Origin of the sequence: Buttiauxella sp. A111 (genome assembly GCF_014189855.1) — a bacterium.
GTDB lineage: Bacteria > Pseudomonadota > Gammaproteobacteria > Enterobacterales > Enterobacteriaceae > Buttiauxella > Buttiauxella selenatireducens.
In genome coordinates this window covers 1-17,178 of the sequence record NZ_BJFN01000013.1, presented here as the reverse complement: position 1 = coordinate 17,178, position 17,178 = coordinate 1, and the positions used below count along the sequence as shown (strand labels likewise).

13 protein-coding genes and 1 pseudogene are annotated in these 17,178 nt (G+C 49.4%); 3 read left to right on the top strand and 11 right to left on the bottom strand.

From position 1 onward, the window contains the following. Positions 1-780 carry a GntR family transcriptional regulator gene (locus BSPA111_RS21890; RefSeq protein ID WP_183273248.1) on the top strand — a complete coding sequence of 260 codons (780 nt, stop codon included), beginning with the start codon at positions 1-3 and terminating at the stop codon, positions 778-780. Here BSPA111_RS21890 and BSPA111_RS21885 read toward each other — a convergent pair. Both BSPA111_RS21885 and BSPA111_RS21880 read right to left on the bottom strand, forming a co-directional pair. Further along, positions 770-2,083 (bottom strand): 6-phospho-beta-glucosidase, encoded by a 1,314-nt coding sequence (locus tag BSPA111_RS21885; RefSeq protein ID WP_183273247.1) that lies wholly within the window; start codon positions 2,081-2,083, stop codon positions 770-772. The genes BSPA111_RS21890 and BSPA111_RS21885 overlap by 11 nt on opposite strands. Beyond that, positions 2,076-3,428, bottom strand: a complete 1,353-nt coding sequence (locus BSPA111_RS21880) for a PTS sugar transporter subunit IIC (protein WP_183273246.1) — start codon at positions 3,426-3,428, stop codon at positions 2,076-2,078. Before BSPA111_RS21880 ends, BSPA111_RS21885 begins: the two co-directional genes overlap by 8 nt. Positions 3,429-3,717: 289 nt before the next feature. Between BSPA111_RS21880 and BSPA111_RS21875 the strand changes: the two genes are divergently transcribed. Further along, entirely contained in the window at positions 3,718-4,026 is a 309-nt protein-coding gene (locus tag BSPA111_RS21875) for a PTS sugar transporter subunit IIB (RefSeq protein ID WP_034492306.1), read from the top strand. Between the two features lie 3 nt (positions 4,027-4,029). Further along, positions 4,030-4,347 carry a PTS lactose/cellobiose transporter subunit IIA gene (locus tag BSPA111_RS21870; RefSeq protein WP_064541387.1) on the top strand — a complete coding sequence of 106 codons (318 nt, stop codon included), beginning with the start codon at positions 4,030-4,032 and terminating at the stop codon, positions 4,345-4,347. Positions 4,348-4,452: 105 nt separating this feature from the next. Here BSPA111_RS21870 and rpoC read toward each other — a convergent pair whose 3' ends face one another. The 9 genes and pseudogenes from rpoC to tuf form a co-directional block, all read right to left on the bottom strand. Next, on the bottom strand, positions 4,453-8,679 hold the full coding sequence (gene rpoC / locus BSPA111_RS21865; RefSeq protein WP_183273245.1) for a DNA-directed RNA polymerase subunit beta': 4,227 nt from the start codon (positions 8,677-8,679) through the stop codon (positions 4,453-4,455). 85 nt (positions 8,680-8,764) lie between these two features. Further along, complete coding sequence (gene rpoB, locus BSPA111_RS21860; RefSeq protein WP_183273244.1) at positions 8,765-12,793, bottom strand: DNA-directed RNA polymerase subunit beta; 4,029 nt, start codon at positions 12,791-12,793, stop codon at positions 8,765-8,767. A 324-nt stretch (positions 12,794-13,117) separates the two neighbouring features. Then, entirely contained in the window at positions 13,118-13,483 is a 366-nt protein-coding gene (gene rplL, locus BSPA111_RS21855; protein ID WP_183273243.1) for a 50S ribosomal protein L7/L12, read from the bottom strand. Between the two features lie 66 nt (positions 13,484-13,549). Beyond that, on the bottom strand, positions 13,550-14,047 hold the full coding sequence (gene rplJ / locus BSPA111_RS21850; RefSeq protein WP_183273242.1) for a 50S ribosomal protein L10: 498 nt from the start codon (positions 14,045-14,047) through the stop codon (positions 13,550-13,552). A gap of 295 nt (positions 14,048-14,342) precedes the next feature. Beyond that, positions 14,343-15,047 (bottom strand): 50S ribosomal protein L1, encoded by a 705-nt coding sequence (gene rplA, locus BSPA111_RS21845; RefSeq protein ID WP_064541398.1) that lies wholly within the window; start codon positions 15,045-15,047, stop codon positions 14,343-14,345. Between the two features lie 3 nt (positions 15,048-15,050). Further along, positions 15,051-15,479, bottom strand: coding sequence for a 50S ribosomal protein L11 (gene rplK / locus BSPA111_RS21840; RefSeq protein ID WP_064541401.1), 429 nt, complete (start codon positions 15,477-15,479; stop codon positions 15,051-15,053). Between the two features lie 159 nt (positions 15,480-15,638). Further along, a complete protein-coding gene (nusG, locus tag BSPA111_RS21835) occupies positions 15,639-16,184 on the bottom strand; it encodes a transcription termination/antitermination protein NusG (protein ID WP_034461806.1) in 546 nt (181 codons plus the stop codon). 1 nt (position 16,185) lies between these two features. Beyond that, positions 16,186-16,569 carry a preprotein translocase subunit SecE gene (gene secE, locus BSPA111_RS21830; protein WP_034461807.1) on the bottom strand — a complete coding sequence of 128 codons (384 nt, stop codon included), beginning with the start codon at positions 16,567-16,569 and terminating at the stop codon, positions 16,186-16,188. Between the two features lie 235 nt (positions 16,570-16,804). Then, positions 16,805-17,178: pseudogene (tuf, locus tag BSPA111_RS21825) on the bottom strand (elongation factor Tu); the annotation flags it as partial.

The following is a 17,178-nucleotide window of genomic DNA, read 5'->3' as shown; positions in this document are numbered from 1 at the left end:
ATGCCGACACTCGCACTTTTATTCGTTAACAACCCTATCGGGGGAACCATGAAACCGGTGTACATCCTTATTCGCGATACGCTGAAAAGCGATATTCAGAACCAAAAGTACCCGGTTGGCTCCCTGATCCCTTCTGAGCGCGAACTGGCGGAAACCTACCAGGTCACGCGTGCTACGGTGCAAAAAGCCATTGCTCAAATGGAGCAGGAAGGCCTGGTCAAAAAAGTGGTTGGCAAAGGCACTTATGTAAACCGAGCCTTTGCCCCGCCGGTTTATCTACTCAACCCTGACGGGGAAAGCAGCGCGCTGGGCGTCACAAAAGAATTGAGTGGTAAAGTCACCATCACCAGCCGCCTGATTTACCATGTCCAGCAACCTGCGGGGGACTACCTCGCAAACCAATTTAGTGTTTCGGCTACCGAACCCGTTCACGCCATCCGCCGTGTTCGCCTGTTTGATGGCGTGCCGGTGTTAGTCGAAGACAGCTACATTCCGCGGGCGATTGTCGATGTCATTGACGACGACGTACTGCAAAACCACTCTCTGTATGCGTTTATCGAAGATAAGTGCCAGCAAAAAATCGGCGGCACGGACTCCGTTGTCGGGGCCAGCCTGTTTGATGACGTAATGGCGGCACTGCTCGAAATTCCCGTAAACTCACCAATGCTGCACATTAAAGAAAGCACCTGGCTTGAGGACGGCACGGTTTTTAACTACTCCTGGAGCTACAACCGTGGCGACCTCTTCAGAATGCGCAGCCGAAAAATCCTTATTCCTTAAAGAATTGCGGTAGATATTCACGGTGCGCTTCGAGCAATTCATCAAGCACGACTTTTGCTACCTTGCCTGACGGCACAAGTGGGTTCAGCGTCAATGCCTGCAAAGCTGCACCGTAATCACCTGTAACCGCGGCCTCTACTGCCATTTCTTCCCACGACTTCATTAATGACACCAACCCAGAAACGGTGGCTGGCAACGGATCGTTATTAAGAGGAATGGCACCATAGCGCCCAATAACACAGGTCGTTTCAATGGCGACGTTATCCGGGAGTGAACGAATCGCCCCGTTGTTGCGTACGTTGACCGTCATCAGGAGATTTTTGTCGTTATAGATTGCGCTGATTAGCTCGCAGGCTGCTTCTGAGTAATAGGCCCCACCGCGCTGCTCTAGCTGTTTTGGTTTTTCATGCAAATGTGGGTTTCGATAGAGTTCGAATAATTCATGCTCTACCGCCTGCACCACTTCCCCGCGCGTTCCATGCTCTTCGAATTCCTGAAGCTGCTTTTCCAACACATCACTGGTGGCGTAGTAATACTGATGGTACGGACAAGGGATTACGCCAAGATGCTGGATTTGTTCCTGGAGCCAGGGAATATCGGGAATGTTTTTTGGCTTATGTTCGCTGTCGTACTTGAGGTTTTTCAGCACCTCAGGCATGACATCCTTACCATCCATGTAGACATGGGTACCGTAAAGAAAATGGTTTAATCCTACGAGTTGAAGGAGGAAGCGAGATTTATCCACGCCGAGAATTTCTGCCACCATGCGCTGCATTGATTGTGAAAGATTACATAAGCCAACGCATTTGATTTTGCTGTGCTTGATAACAGCTTCGGTCACGATGCCGCTTGGATTGGTGAAGTTAATCAGCCAGGCATCAGGGCATAACTCCTCCATATCACGACAGATATCCAGAATAACTGGAATGGTGCGCAGGGCTTTTGCCAGGCCACCCGCTCCATTTGTTTCCTGACCGATTAGCCCGTGCGACAAAGGGATACGTTCGTCTTTAATGCGTGCATCGAGTTGCCCAACACGCAACTGGGTAGTGACAAAGTCGGCATCTTTGAGCGCTTCGCGCCTGTCGAGCGTTAGATGAACCTGGCAATCAATGCCCGCTGCTTCAACCATGCGTTTGGCCAGATTGCCAACGATCTCAAGTTTTTCACGCCCCGCCTCTACGTCCACGAGCCAGATTTCTTTAATTGGCATTTCTGCATAGCGCTGGATAAAGCCTTCGATGATCTCTGGCGTATATGAACTGCCTCCACCGATAGTCACTATCTTTAATTTATTATTCATTACGTAATCCTTCTTTATATCCCAGGATTATTTCATCCTGATTAACGATACTTTCTTCCAGCTCGTTTTCTTCTCGCAGATACTGTTTATCCAGCGTCATAACGAACGGATAATAAATTGTCATCGCGACCGCGAGGTTAATGGCCTGGAACAACATGCCTTTCCAACCGCAGATTAAAAAACCACTGATAAAAATAGGTGTAGTCCAGGGAATTTCCAGACCCGATGTCAATGGCAGCCAGCCAAATGCCATAGCGCTATAGGTTATTACGCAAAGTACAACCGGAACGATGATGAATGGGATAAACAACAGTGGGTTTAGTGCAATGGGAACGCCAAATATAATTGGCTCATTAATATTAAAAATAGCGGCTGGAGAGGCAAGTTTGGCGATTTCACGCATGCGTTTGCTCTTCGCGCGGAACAACATCACCAGGAGCATAGCTAGAGTAAAACCAGTCCCGCCGCAGATTAAGAATACATCGCGGAACTGCTGGGTAATGATGTTTACTGGCGGCAGACCTTGTTTCATTGCCTGCATGTTTTCAAGTGTTAATGAACGCCAGATTGGCCCCATGATGGCAGTCACGATAGAGTCGCCATGCAGGCCGAAAAACCAGAAGAAGCTGACAAAAAACTCCGCCACCATCTGCGACGGTAGTGTGTTGCCAAGGTGCATCATCGGAGCTTGTAGCACTTTGAAAATCATCTCCTGGGCCGTACCAAACGGCGTGATTTCAAAAACCAGGCGAAGCAGCCAGAAGATAACAACAATCAAAAATGACGGAATGAGCGAGCTGAAGCTATTGGCTACCGCTGGCGGGACGCTATCCGGCATTGAAATCATCAGCCGTGGATGGTTGAACAATCTGTAGAGCCGAACCGCCACTAGTGTGACAATTAAAGACAGGAATAGCCCCTGCGCACCAAGAGAAAAGGTCGGAATAACATCCGTAATTGCACCGCCATTTTCTTGCGGTATTCTGAACGGCGTGACAATTAAAAAAGCCACCAGTGAAATTAATACACAGGATATTTCATTTAACTGCCAGCGCTTTGCAAGGCTTATACTGGTACTGACCACCACCAGCAATGCCATCACAGAGTAAGTGGCATCAAGAATATAGTTTAATTGCCCAATAAAATGCTCACCGAAAATTCGAATAATAAATTCGCTATATCCCGGAATAGGCAAATTAGCTATCAGCAAAAAGAAAGAACCAATAATCAGAAATGGCATGATCCGAATAAAGCCATCTTTAATGGCCGAGAGATAATCATTCCCTTCAATCTTCATTGCCAGAGGCAATATTTTCCTTTCCATAAATGCAGTGAAATTATTCATGTTGTCACTCACTGTGCTGGTTTTTGTGTTAGTGGTATATACCACTGGAATGAAGACTATGTAGTTCACCGTTTTGTGTCAATGGAGTGCAAACGTGTTTGTCTGGAATATGCGGATTTTGTGAGCAGCGACACACTCAAAGTGGTCAAGGAAACTAAAAAATGTAACCGGTTTCAGCCCTGATAAGTTTCTTTTGTGATACCTCACACACAATCATCGTAAAGCGGTTGTTGTAGCGAGGCGTCACGGATAATTATCAGTGTATCGAACGGACACTGAGAGCAGATCTATGAAGAATATCGTTTTGTGTTGTGCAGCGGGTATGTCGACTAGCATTTTGGTCCAACGCATGAAGGACGCCGCTCAGAAGAAGGGTATTGAAGTCTCTATCAAGGCAGTGCCGGTTGCCGAATTCAAAGACAATATCGACACCGCCGATATTGTGCTGTTAGGCCCACAAGTTAAATATGAGCACGCCAAGCTTCAGGCTATCGCAGAGCCGATGGGTAAAACCGTGGCAGTTATCGATATGATGGATTACGGAATGATGAAAGGTGATGTCGTTCTGGATAAAGCTTTGAAAATGATGGAGTCGTAAAACGTGGAAGATTTAGAAACGATTATCATGGAATTGTTGGTCAATGCGGGTAGCGCACGCAGCCAGGCACTGACAGCACTGCAAATGGCGCGTAAAGGTGATTTCGCAGCGGCTCAACAAGCGATGGAAGAATCTCGTGAGTTTGTGAAACATGCGCACAAAATTCAGACCCAGCTTATCGGGTTAGATGAAGGCACCGGTAAACTTCCAGTTAACTTGATTACCGTACATTCGCAGGATCACCTGATGAATGCGATGGTGATTCAGGATTTAGCCGAAGATATGATTGAATTGTATCGCCGCCTGCCATTAGCTAACTGATTAATCGTCATTCTTTAAATTGAATTATGTTGGTTATATTTCAATTTTTTCAGGCGAAAAAAAACCGCTCTTTCGAGCGGTTTTTGTTTTTAGCGACTCTAACGATTAATCGTTGTTGTTGCCGCCCAGACCACCGGCATTCAGAAGCTCTGCCAGGCTGGCAGTTGCATCTTCAGCAGTAACCTGAGGTACAACAGGCGCTTCGCCCGCTGCACGACGGCGCATACGATCCTGGTGATACGCATAACCGGTACCAGCTGGGATCAAGCGACCCACGATTACGTTCTCTTTCAGGCCGCGCAGTTCGTCACGTTTACCCGCAACAGCTGCTTCGGTAAGCACACGAGTTGTCTCCTGGAACGATGCCGCGGAGATGAAGGACTCGGTTGCCAGAGAGGCTTTGGTGATACCCAGCAGATCACGTGTGAAGGACACGTTAATCTTGCCGTTCGCTTCCAGTTCGCGGTTAGCGATCTTGACGCGAGAGTATTCAGCCTGCTCACCTTCCAGGAAGTCAGAACCACCAGCGCTAACGATAGTTGCTTTACGCAACATCTGACGCACGATGACTTCGATGTGTTTATCGTTAATCTTAACGCCTTGCAGACGGTAAACGTCCTGCACTTCGTTGGTGATGTAACGAGTCACAGCATACACGCCACGCAGACGCAGAATGTCATGCGGAGATTCTGGACCATCGGAAACAACGTCACCGCGTTCTACCACTTCGCCTTCGAACACGTTCAGCTGACGCCACTTAGGAATCATCTCTTCGTAAGCATCGCTGCCATCGAGTGGAGAAATTACCAGACGGCGCTTGCCTTTGGTTTCTTTACCGAAGGAGATGATCCCGCTGATTTCAGCAAGGATAGCTGGCTCTTTCGGACGACGTGCTTCGAACAAGTCCGCAACGCGTGGCAGACCACCGGTAATATCCTTGGTACCGCTGGATTCCTGAGGAATACGCGCCAGGGCATCACCCGCACTGATCTGAATGCCGTCTTCCAACTGAACAATTGCTTTACCCGGCAGGAAGTACTGCGCTGGCATATCGGTACCAGGGATCAGTACGTCATTGCCTTGAGCATCAACAATTTTCAGAGCAGGACGCAAGTCTTTACCACCCGCGGTACGTTCTGCAGAATCCAGAACAACCAGAGATGACAGACCTGTCAGTTCGTCGGTCTGACGAGTAATGGACTGGCCGTCGATCATGTCAGTAAAGCGGATGAAACCACTTACTTCAGAGATGACTGGCATGGTGTGCGGATCCCAGTTTGCTACGGTTTCGCCCGCTGCAACCTGCTCGCCATCACCTTTGCCCATTACCGCACCGTAAGGAACTTTATAGCTCTCTTTAGTACGACCGAATTCGTCAATCAGTTTCAGTTCAGTGTTACGAGAAGTCACTACCAGTTTACCGGCAGAGTTCACAACAGACTTCGCGTTGCTGAGCTTGATGCTACCTTTGTTCTTAACCTGAATGCTGGATTCAGCAGCAGAACGAGATGCAGCACCACCGATGTGGAACGTACGCATCGTCAGCTGAGTACCGGGTTCACCGATGGACTGTGCCGCGATAACCCCGATAGCTTCACCTTTGTTGATGATGTGGCCACGAGCCAGGTCACGACCATAGCAGTGAGCACATACGCCGAAGTCAGTTTCGCAACCCACAACGGAACGTACTTTCACGCTATCAACAGAGTTTGCTTCTAACAGGTCACACCATTGCTCGTTCAGCAGGGTGTTACGTGTTACCAGAATATCAGCAGTGCCAGGTTTCAGTACGTCTTCAGCCGTTACACGACCCAATACGCGATCGCGCAGTGGTTCTTTAACGTCGCCGCCTTCGATAACCGGAGTCATCGTGATACCTTCGAGGGTGCCACAATCGTCTTCGGTAACAACCAGATCCTGCGCAACGTCAACCAGACGACGCGTCAGATAACCGGAGTTCGCAGTTTTCAGTGCGGTATCCGCCAGACCTTTACGAGCACCGTGCGTGGAGATGAAGTACTGGAGTACGTTCAGACCTTCACGGAAGTTCGCGGTGATTGGCGTTTCGATGATGGAGCCATCTGGCTTAGCCATCAGACCACGCATACCTGCCAACTGACGAATCTGTGCCGCAGAACCACGAGCACCGGAGTCGGCCATCATGTAAATGCTGTTGAAGGAAACTTGCTGCTCTTCGACGCCGTCACGGTTAATAACGGATTCAGTTTGCAGGTTGTCCATCATCGCTTTGGATACACGATCGTTCGCCGCAGCCCAGATATCGATAACTTTGTTATAGCGTTCGCCCGCTGTAACCAGACCGGACTGAAACTGTTCCTGAATCTCAGCAACTTCAGCTTCCGCTTCAGAGATGATTTCAGTTTTCTTCGCTGGGATGACCATGTCATCAATACCAACAGAAACACCTGAACGCGCTGCATATGCAAAGCCGGTGTACATTGTTTGGTCAGCAAAGATTACTGTCGGTTTCAGACCCAGAATGCGGTAACAAGTGTTCAGCATTTTGGAGATGGCTTTCTTACCCAACGCCTGGTTGATGATGGAGTAAGGCAGACCTTTCGGTACGATCATCCACAGAATCGCACGACCAACGGTGGTGTCGATTAAGCTGGTTTTCGCAACGAACTCTTCGTTTTCGTCTTTTTCGTACTCAGTGATACGCACTTTTACGCGCGCATGCAGAGAGGCCAGACCTGCGCGATAGATACGCTCAGCTTCTTTAGGGCCAGTCAGCACCATGCCTTCGCCTTTGGCGTTAACACAGTCACGGGTCATGTAGTACAGACCCAATACAACGTCCTGAGAAGGAACGATGATTGGCTCGCCGTTCGCAGGTGACAGGATGTTGTTGGTAGACATCATCAGCGCACGCGCTTCCAACTGAGCTTCAAGCGTCAGTGGAACGTGTACTGCCATCTGGTCACCATCGAAGTCGGCGTTATATGCCGCACAAACCAGCGGGTGCAGCTGGATAGCTTTACCTTCGATCAGTACAGGTTCAAATGCCTGGATACCCAAACGGTGCAGAGTTGGTGCACGGTTCAGCAGTACCGGGTGTTCGCGGATAACTTCGTCCAGGATATCCCAAACGACAGCTTCTTCGCGCTCAACCATTTTCTTCGCAGCTTTAATGGTGGTAGCAAGACCACGCAATTCCAGCTTGCCGTAGATGAACGGCTTGAACAGCTCCAGTGCCATTTTCTTAGGCAGACCGCACTGATGCAGACGCAGGTATGGACCTACGGTGATTACAGAACGACCGGAGTAGTCAACACGTTTACCCAACAAGTTCTGACGGAAACGACCCTGCTTACCTTTGATCATATCGGCCAAAGATTTCAGAGGACGCTTGTTAGAACCCGTGATCGCACGACCGCGACGGCCGTTATCCAGCAGGGCATCTACCGCTTCCTGCAGCATACGTTTTTCGTTACGTACGATGATGTCAGGCGCAGCAAGATCCAGCAGACGTTTCAGACGGTTGTTACGGTTGATAACGCGACGATACAGATCGTTCAGATCTGAGGTTGCGAAACGACCACCATCCAGCGGTACCAATGGACGCAGATCTGGCGGCAGAACCGGCAGAACTGTCAGGATCATCCACTCTGGTTTGTTACCAGATTGAACGAACGCTTCCAGCAGTTTGATACGCTTGGTCAGCTTTTTACGTTTGGTTTCGGAGTTGGTTTCGTTCAGCTCTTCACGCAGAGTTTCACACTCTTGCTCCAGATCCATGTTTTTCAACAAGGCCTGAATAGCTTCCGCACCCATCTTCGCGTCGAATTCGTCACCGAACTCTTCCAGCGCATCCAGATACTGCTCTTCAGTCAGGATCTGACGACGCTCGAGGTTGGTCATACCGCCTTCGATTACCACATAAGATTCGAAGTAAAGAACACGTTCGATATCACGCAGTGGCATATCCAGCAGCAAGCCGATACGAGACGGCAGAGACTTCAGGAACCAAATGTGTGCAGTTGGGGAAGCCAGTTCGATGTGACCCATGCGCTCACGGCGCACTTTAGTTTGGGTGACTTCAACGCCGCACTTCTCACAAATTACACCACGGTGTTTCAGGCGCTTGTACTTACCGCACAGGCACTCATAGTCTTTTACTGGCCCGAAAATACGAGCACAGAACAGACCGTCACGTTCTGGTTTGAACGTACGGTAGTTAATGGTTTCCGGCTTTTTAACTTCGCCGAACGACCATGAACGAATCATGTCTGGCGATGCCAGAGCAATTTTGATCGCATCAAACTCTTCGGTCTTAGTTTGCGCTTTCAGAAACTTAAGTAAGTCTTTCACGGATTAGCTCCCGTCGGAGTGAGACTTCTCAGAGACGTCCGGTGTGACCCGGACATCCTGTAACCAGTACAGCAGATACGAGTGATTACTCGTCTTCCAGCTCGATGTTGATACCCAGCGAACGGATTTCTTTCAACAATACGTTGAAGGATTCCGGCATGCCTGGTTCCATCTGATGGTTACCGTCCACGATGTTTTTATACATCTTGGTACGGCCATTAACGTCATCAGACTTAACAGTCAGCATTTCCTGCAGGGTATAAGCAGCACCGTAAGCTTCCAGCGCCCACACTTCCATCTCACCGAAGCGCTGACCACCGAACTGAGCCTTACCACCCAGCGGTTGCTGAGTAACCAGGCTGTAAGAACCGGTAGAACGCGCGTGCATTTTGTCATCAACCAAGTGGTTCAGTTTCAGCATGTACATGTAACCTACGGTTACTGGACGCTCAAACTGCTCACCGCTACGGCCGTCAAACAGTGTGATCTGACCGGAAGTCGGCAGGTCACCCAGTTTCAACAGCTCTTTGATTTCCGACTCTTTTGCACCGTCGAAGACAGGAGTAGCAATCGGCATACCTTTTTTCAGGTTCTCAGCCAGACGCAGAACTTCATCGTCGGTGAAGGTGTTCAGGTCAACTTTCTGACGAACATCTGAACCCAAATCGTATGCTTTCTGGATAAATTCACGCAGCTTGGAAACTTCTTCCTGCTTCTTCAGCATAGCGTTGATTTTCTCGCCGATGCCTTTAGCAGCCATACCCAAGTGGGTTTCCAGAATCTGACCGATGTTCATACGAGATGGTACGCCCAGCGGGTTCAGTACGATGTCAACCGGCGTGCCGTTTTCATCGTAAGGCATATCTTCGATCGGGTTGATCTTGGAGATAACACCTTTGTTCCCGTGACGACCTGCCATCTTGTCACCAGGTTGGATCTGACGTTTAACGGCCAGATACACTTTAACGATTTTCAGCACGCCAGGTGCCAGGTCATCGCCCTGAGTGATTTTGCGGCGCTTAGCTTCAAGTTTCTTCTCAAACTCGTGCTTCAGCTCGTCGTACTGCTCTGCCAGCTGTTCCAGCTGGTTTTGCTTCTCTTCGTCAGTCAGACCCAGTTCCAACCAGCGATCGCGTGGCAATTTGTCGAGCTTCTCAGCTTCAACACCGCCAGCAACCAACACAGCATGGATACGAGCAAACAGACCAGCTTCAAAGATTTGCAGTTCTTCAGTCAGGTCTTTCTTAGCCTGCTTCAGTTGCATCTCTTCGATTTCCAGCGCGCGCTTGTCTTTTTCCACGCCATCACGGGTAAAGACTTGCACATCGATAACGGTACCGGAAACGCCGTTTGGTACGCGCAGAGAAGAGTCTTTAACGTCAGACGCTTTCTCACCGAAGATTGCACGCAGCAGTTTCTCTTCTGGAGTCAGCTGGGTTTCGCCTTTAGGCGTTACCTTACCAACCAGAATGTCACCACCGGTCACTTCAGCACCGATATAAACGATACCGGATTCATCCAGTTTGGAGAGAGCTGCTTCACCCACGTTAGGGATATCAGCGGTTATCTCTTCAGGCCCCAGCTTGGTGTCACGAGACACACATGCCAGTTCCTGGATGTGAATAGTTGTGAAACGATCTTCCTGAACAACACGCTCGGATACGAGGATGGAGTCTTCGAAGTTGTAACCGTTCCACGGCATGAACGCTACGCGCATGTTCTGGCCAAGAGCCAGTTCACCGAGGTCAGTAGACGGACCGTCTGCCAACACGTCGCCACGTTCAACTGGCTCACCCAGAGACACACAAGGCATCTGGTTGATACAGGTGTTCTGGTTAGAACGGGTGTATTTGGTCAGGTTGTAGATGTCGATACCAGCTTCACCAGCCAGCATTTCGTCTTCGTTAACTTTGATAACGATACGAGACGCATCAACGTACTGAACAGTACCGCCACGTTTAGCAACCGCAGTAACACCGGAGTCAACGGCAACAGCACGTTCCATACCAGTACCAACCAGCGGCTTATCAGCGCGCAGAGTTGGAACGGCCTGACGTTGCATGTTCGCACCCATCAATGCACGGTTGGCGTCATCGTGTTCCAGGAACGGGATCAGGGATGCACCGACGGAAACCACCTGTTGGGTGGAAACGTCCATGTAGTCAACCTGGTCGTTGCTGAACAAGCTTGATTCGCCTTTGCTACGGCAAGTTACGAGGTCGTCTACGAAACGGCCTTCTTCGTCCAGGTTGGTGTTCGCCTGAGCGATAACGTAGTTACCTTCTTCAATAGCAGAAAGGTAATGAATCTCGTCAGTCACAACACCTTCAACAACGCGACGATACGGAGTTTCTAAGAAACCGTATTCGTTAGTCTGTGCATATACAGACAGGGAGTTGATCAGACCGATGTTCGGACCTTCAGGGGTTTCGATTGGACATACACGACCGTAGTGGGTTGGGTGTACGTCACGTACTTCGAAGCCTGCACGCTCACGGGTCAAACCACCCGGGCCGAGTGCGGAGATACGACGTTTGTGCGTAATCTCAGACAACGGGTTGTTCTGGTCCATGAACTGAGACAGCTGGCTGGAACCGAAGAACTCTTTAACCGCAGCAGAGATAGGCTTAGCGTTGATCATATCCTGAGGCATCAGGGTATCGAGATCGCCCAGAGACAGACGCTCTTTAACCGCACGCTCTACACGTACCAGGCCAACGCGGAATTGGTTTTCCGCCATTTCGCCTACGGAACGGATACGACGGTTGCCGAGGTGGTCGATATCATCCACTTCGCCCTGGCCGTTACGAATACCGATCAGCTTACGCATTACCTGGATGATGTCGTCTTTGCTCAGGATACCTGAACCTTCGATCTCATCACGCAGCAGGGAACGGTTGAACTTCATACGACCAACCGCTGACAAGTCATAACGGTCTTCGGAGAAGAACAGGTTCTCGAACAGATTTTCAGCCGCTTCGCGAGTTGGTGGCTCGCCAGGACGCATCATGCGATAGATTTCAACCAGCGCGCTCAGGCGATCGTTGGTTGGGTCGACACGGATGGTTTCAGAAATGTATGCACCGTGATCCAGGTCGTTGGTAAACAGCGTTTCGATACGCTTATGACCACACTGGCTCAGCTTAGCCAACAGATCCAAAGACAGTTCCATGTTCGCCGGGCAAATCAGTTCGCCAGTCGATGCATCAACGTAGTCTTTAGCCGCGACTTTACCAGCAATATATTCAACCGGAACTTCGATAAGCTTAATATCGTCTTTTTCCAGCTGACGAATATGGCGCGCAGTAATACGGCGGCCTTTTTCGACATAGATTTTGCCGTCAGCTTCGATGTCAAAGGATGCAGTCTCACCACGAAGGCGTTCTGGCACCAATTCCATCTGCAGCTTGTTGTCACGGATTTCGAAATTAACTTTCTCAAAGAACAGATCAAGAATCTGCTCAGTGGTGTACTGCAATGCGCGCAGGATGATAGTCGCAGGGAGTTTACGGCGACGGTCGATACGCACGAACAGGTTGTCTTTCGGGTCGAATTCGAAATCCAGCCAGGAACCACGGTAAGGGATGATACGTGCGTTATACAGCACCTTCCCAGAAGAGTGGGTTTTACCTTTGTCACTATCGAAGAACACGCCTGGGCTACGGTGTAACTGAGAAACGATAACACGCTCAGTACCGTTGATAACGAAGGTGCCGTTATCAGTCATGAGTGGAATTTCACCCATGTAGACTTCTTGTTCTTTAATATCTTTAACGGTGCCTTCCGGCGCTTCACGCTCGTAGATCACCAGACGCAGTTTTACGCGCAGGGGAGCGGAATACGTCACGCCGCGGATTTGACATTCTTTCACGTCAAATACCGGCTCGCCCAGACGATAGCTCACATATTGCAGCTCAGAGTTACCGCTGTAGCTTGCAATAGGGAACACGGAACGGAAAGCCGCTTCCAGACCATACTGGCCTTCAGGATCTTGCTCGATGAACTTCTGGAACGAGTCAAGCTGGATAGAAAGGAGATAAGGAATGTCCAAAACTTGTGGACGTTTTCCAAAATCCTTACGAATACGTTTTTTCTCGGTATAGGAGTAAACCATAGGGTTCCTCAGCTCGCTGACAAGTCGACCCATCTGCCCGACAAGGGGACAGTTTGTGCAACACTATTTTGTGGACCGGAAAGTGGAACACTTTCCGCAATACCTGTTTCTATCACTCTTAAACCATTTCGCTACGCTTTATCCCGGAACTCCCGGCATAGAAAGTCGTAGTATATTAAGTCGTAGATAGAGACAAGCATTGAAAGGTAACCAGCAGTCAAACAGTGTGAAATGCTACTGGTACCCTACAGCGCAAAAAGGCTGGTGACTAAAAAGTCACCAGCCATCAGCCTAATTTCTCAGGCTGCAACCGGAAAGGTTGGCTTATTTAACTTCAACTTCAGCGCCAGCTTCTTCCAGAGATTTTTTCAGAGCTTCTGCGTCATCTTTGCTCACGCCTTCTTTCAGCGCAGCTGGAGCGGATTCAACCAGGTCTTTAGCTTCTTTCAAGCCCAGACCAGTTGCGCTACGTACTGCTTTGATGACGGCAACTTTGTTAGCGCCAGCAGCTTTCAGAATAACGTCGAACTCAGTTTTTTCTTCAACAGCTTCAGCTGGGCCTGCAGCAACAGCTACAGCGGCAGCAGCAGAAACGCCGAATTTTTCTTCCATTGCAGAAATCAGTTCAACAACATCCATTACAGACATAGCTGCAACTGCTTCAATGATTTGATCTTTAGTGATAGACATAACAATTGTTCCTGAAAATCAGAATAAGTTTATACGTAAGCAAATGCGTTAGAGAGAAAAGTGCTATTAAGCAGCTTCTTTCTGATCGCGTACAGCAGCCAGAGTGCGAACCAATTTGCCTGCAGAGGCTTCTTTCATGGTTGCCATCAGGCGTGCGATTGCTTCTTCGTAGGTTGGCAGAGTTGCCAGGCGATCGATTTGCGATGCAGGGATCAATTCACCTTCAAAGGCTGCAGCTTTAACCTCAAATTTTGCATTCGCTTTAGCGAAATCTTTGAACAGACGAGCAGCAGCGCCCGGGTGTTCCATAGAATATGCAATCAAGGTTGGACCAACAAACGTGTCTTTCAGGCACTCGAACTGAGTACCTTCAACAACGCGGCGCAGCAAGGTGTTACGAACAACACGCATGTAAACGCCAGCTTCACGACCTGCTTTACGCAGTTCAGTCATTTTACCTACGGTAACGCCACGGGAATCCGCAACAACCGCAGACAGCGCACCTTTGGCTACTTCGCTGACTTCAGCAACAATCGCTTGTTTGTCTTGAAGATTTAAAGCCATTAGCTTTGCTCCTGGATATTAGCCGAGGTTTCCCCCGGAACTCACTTCATTCATTACCAAAACGATAATGAACGTCGACATACGGTGAGCAGAAACAAGCCAAAGACTATCAAAAATATTCTTCAGGTTCTGTCACCGTCTACGCAGGGAATTAAGTTTCTTGCGAAACTCCTGCGGTCTTGGACGGAGGCCTGGATAAGGCCAGGCTCCAACCGAAAATTCTGTGTGCCTTACATAGTAAGGCAACGGGCGTAAGATTTTAGACTAATCGAACGCCCGCGTAAAGCAGTGAATCTTAGTTCACTACTGCGCTCAGACCAGACTGGTCGATCGCAACACCTGCACCCATAGTGGTAGACAGGCTAACTTTCTTAATGAAAACGCCTTTAGCTTGAGATGGTTTAGCTTTTTTCAGCGCAACCAGCAGAGCTTCCAGGTTTTCTTTCAGTTTGTCAGTGTCAAAATCCACTTTACCGATGGTGGTGTGAATGATGCCGTTTTTGTCGTTACGGTAACGAACCTGACCAGCTTTAGCGTTCTTAACCGCTTCAGCAACGTTAGGTGTTACAGTACCAACTTTCGGGTTAGGCATCAGGCCACGTGGACCCAGAACCTGGCCCAGCTGGCCAACAACGCGCATTGCATCTGGAGATGCGATAACAACGTCAAAGTTCATTTCGCCTTTTTTGATCTGGTCAGCCAGATCTTCCATACCTACCAGCTCAGCGCCAGCAGCTTTAGCTGCTTCTGCGTTAGGGCCTTGGGCAAATACGGCTACGCGAACTGAACGGCCAGTACCGTGCGGCAATACAGTTGCACCACGTACGTTCTGGTCAGATTTACGAGCGTCAATGCCGAGGTTTACAGCAACGTCAACGCTTTCTACGAATTTAGCAGTGGCCAGCTCTTTCAGCAGAGCAACGGCTTCGTTGATGTCGTACTGTTTAGTTGCATCAACTTTGTCACGGATCACGCGCATGCGCTTGGTCAGTTTAGCCATTTCTTAATCCTCCACTACCAGGCCCATGGAACGAGCAGTACCTTCGATGGAGCGAGTCATCGCTTCAACGTCAGAACCAGTCATGTCCGCAGCTTTGGTTTCTGCGATTTCACGCACCTGAGCACGGGTCACTTTACCCACTTTGTCTTTGTTCGGCTTACCGGAACCAGACTTGATACCTGCAGCTTTCTTCAACAGAACAGCAGCCGGTGGAGTTTTAGTAACGAAAGTGAAAGAACGGTCAGCATAAACGGTAATAACAACCGGAATTGGCAGACCTTTCTCCATGGAATCAGTTTTGGCGTTGAACGCTTTACAGAATTCCATGATGTTAACACCTTGCTGACCCAGAGCTGGACCAACTGGTGGACTTGGGTTCGCCATACCAGCTGCAACTTGCAACTTGACGTAGGCTTGTACTTTCTTAGCCATCTTAATTTCCTCTAGTGGGTTATAACGCCTTACGCAATGAAGGCTCCCCGTGAATAAATCGTTTTATACGCACAGGACGTATAAAAACAAAAGGCGCGAAATTGTAGTTCAATCTCGCGCCTTGTGCAACGAATAATCGCTGCTTTTACAAGCTAACTTTTAAGCTTTCTCTACCTGAGCAAAATCCAGCTCAACCGGCGTAGCACGACCAAAGATAGATACAGAAACCTTCAAGCGGCTCTTTTCGTAATCTACTTCTTCAACCACACCGTTAAAGTCGGCAAACGGACCATCACTGACGCGTACCATCTCGCCTGGCTCAAACAGCGTTTTAGGACGCGGCTTATCACCAACCTGCTGCAGGCGGTTCATAATCGCATCAACTTCTTTATCGCTGATTGGTGCAGGACGGTCAGAAGTACCGCCGATGAAACCCATCACTCGCGGTACGCTGCGCACCAAGTGCCAGCTCGCGTCGTTCATTACCATCTGGACCAGAACATAGCCCGGGAAGAATTTACGTTCGCTTTTGCGACGTTGGCCACCACGGATTTCGACCACTTCTTCAGTCGGAACCATGACTTCACCAAACAACTCTTCCATGTTGTGCAATTTGATATGCTCACGCAGCGATGTTGCTACGCGGCCTTCAAAACCGGAAAACGCCTGAACGACGTACCAGCGCATTTTAGGGGCTTCAGACATCTCAGAACCTCAGGCCAGTAATAAAAGAAACCAGGCGGACAAGAATACCATCCAGCCCCCACAAAATCAGTGACATTACAGCTGTAACTGCTGCCACGATTAAGGTGGTGTGTAAAGTCTCCTGGCGAGTTGGCCAAATCACTTTACGAACTTCGGTTCTCGCTTCGCGGGCGAAAGCAACTGTAGCTTTGCCTTTCGTCGTTAACAGCGCGACACCACCCGCTGCAGCAATCAGCACAACCACGGCCAGGGCACGCAGAGGTAAACTCACATCTCGATAAATGTAGTTGCCCACGATCGCCACAATAAGCAGAGCAGCAACTGCCAGCCATTTCATCGCTTCCAGGCCGCGCCCGCTTCCTTGAGCTTCGGTATTCGCACTCATAAACCAACCCGTCACAGTAATTCAGACAAACATTTTTGCCCCGCATGTGCGAGGCAAAACCAAACCGAATGGCTCTTTCTCAGGTACTATTCGGTATAACGCCATCTTCAGAGCCTGTCTCAGCAATGATTATGAGTAAAAAATCACTGATGAGCCAGGTTCTGGGCAGAGAGCGTACAAAAAGGGCATCAAATGATGCCCTTTTCTTGCGCGTTGCGTCAAATGTTATCAGCGATTAAGCGATAACTTTAGCAACAACACCCGCGCCTACAGTACGGCCGCCTTCACGGATTGCGAAACGCAGACCGTCGTCCATCGCGATTGGGTGGATCAGGGTAACAACCATTTTGATGTTGTCGCCCGGCATTACCATCTCAACGCCTTCTGGCAGTTCGATGGTGCCAGTCACGTCAGTTGTACGGAAGTAGAACTGTGGACGGTAGCCTTTGAAGAACGGAGTATGACGGCCGCCTTCGTCTTTGGACAGGATATAAACTTCAGACTCGAACTGAGTGTGCGGCTTGATAGAGCCTGGCTTAGCCAGAACCTGACCACGTTCGATTTCTTCACGTTTGATACCACGCAGCAGAACACCAACGTTCTCACCAG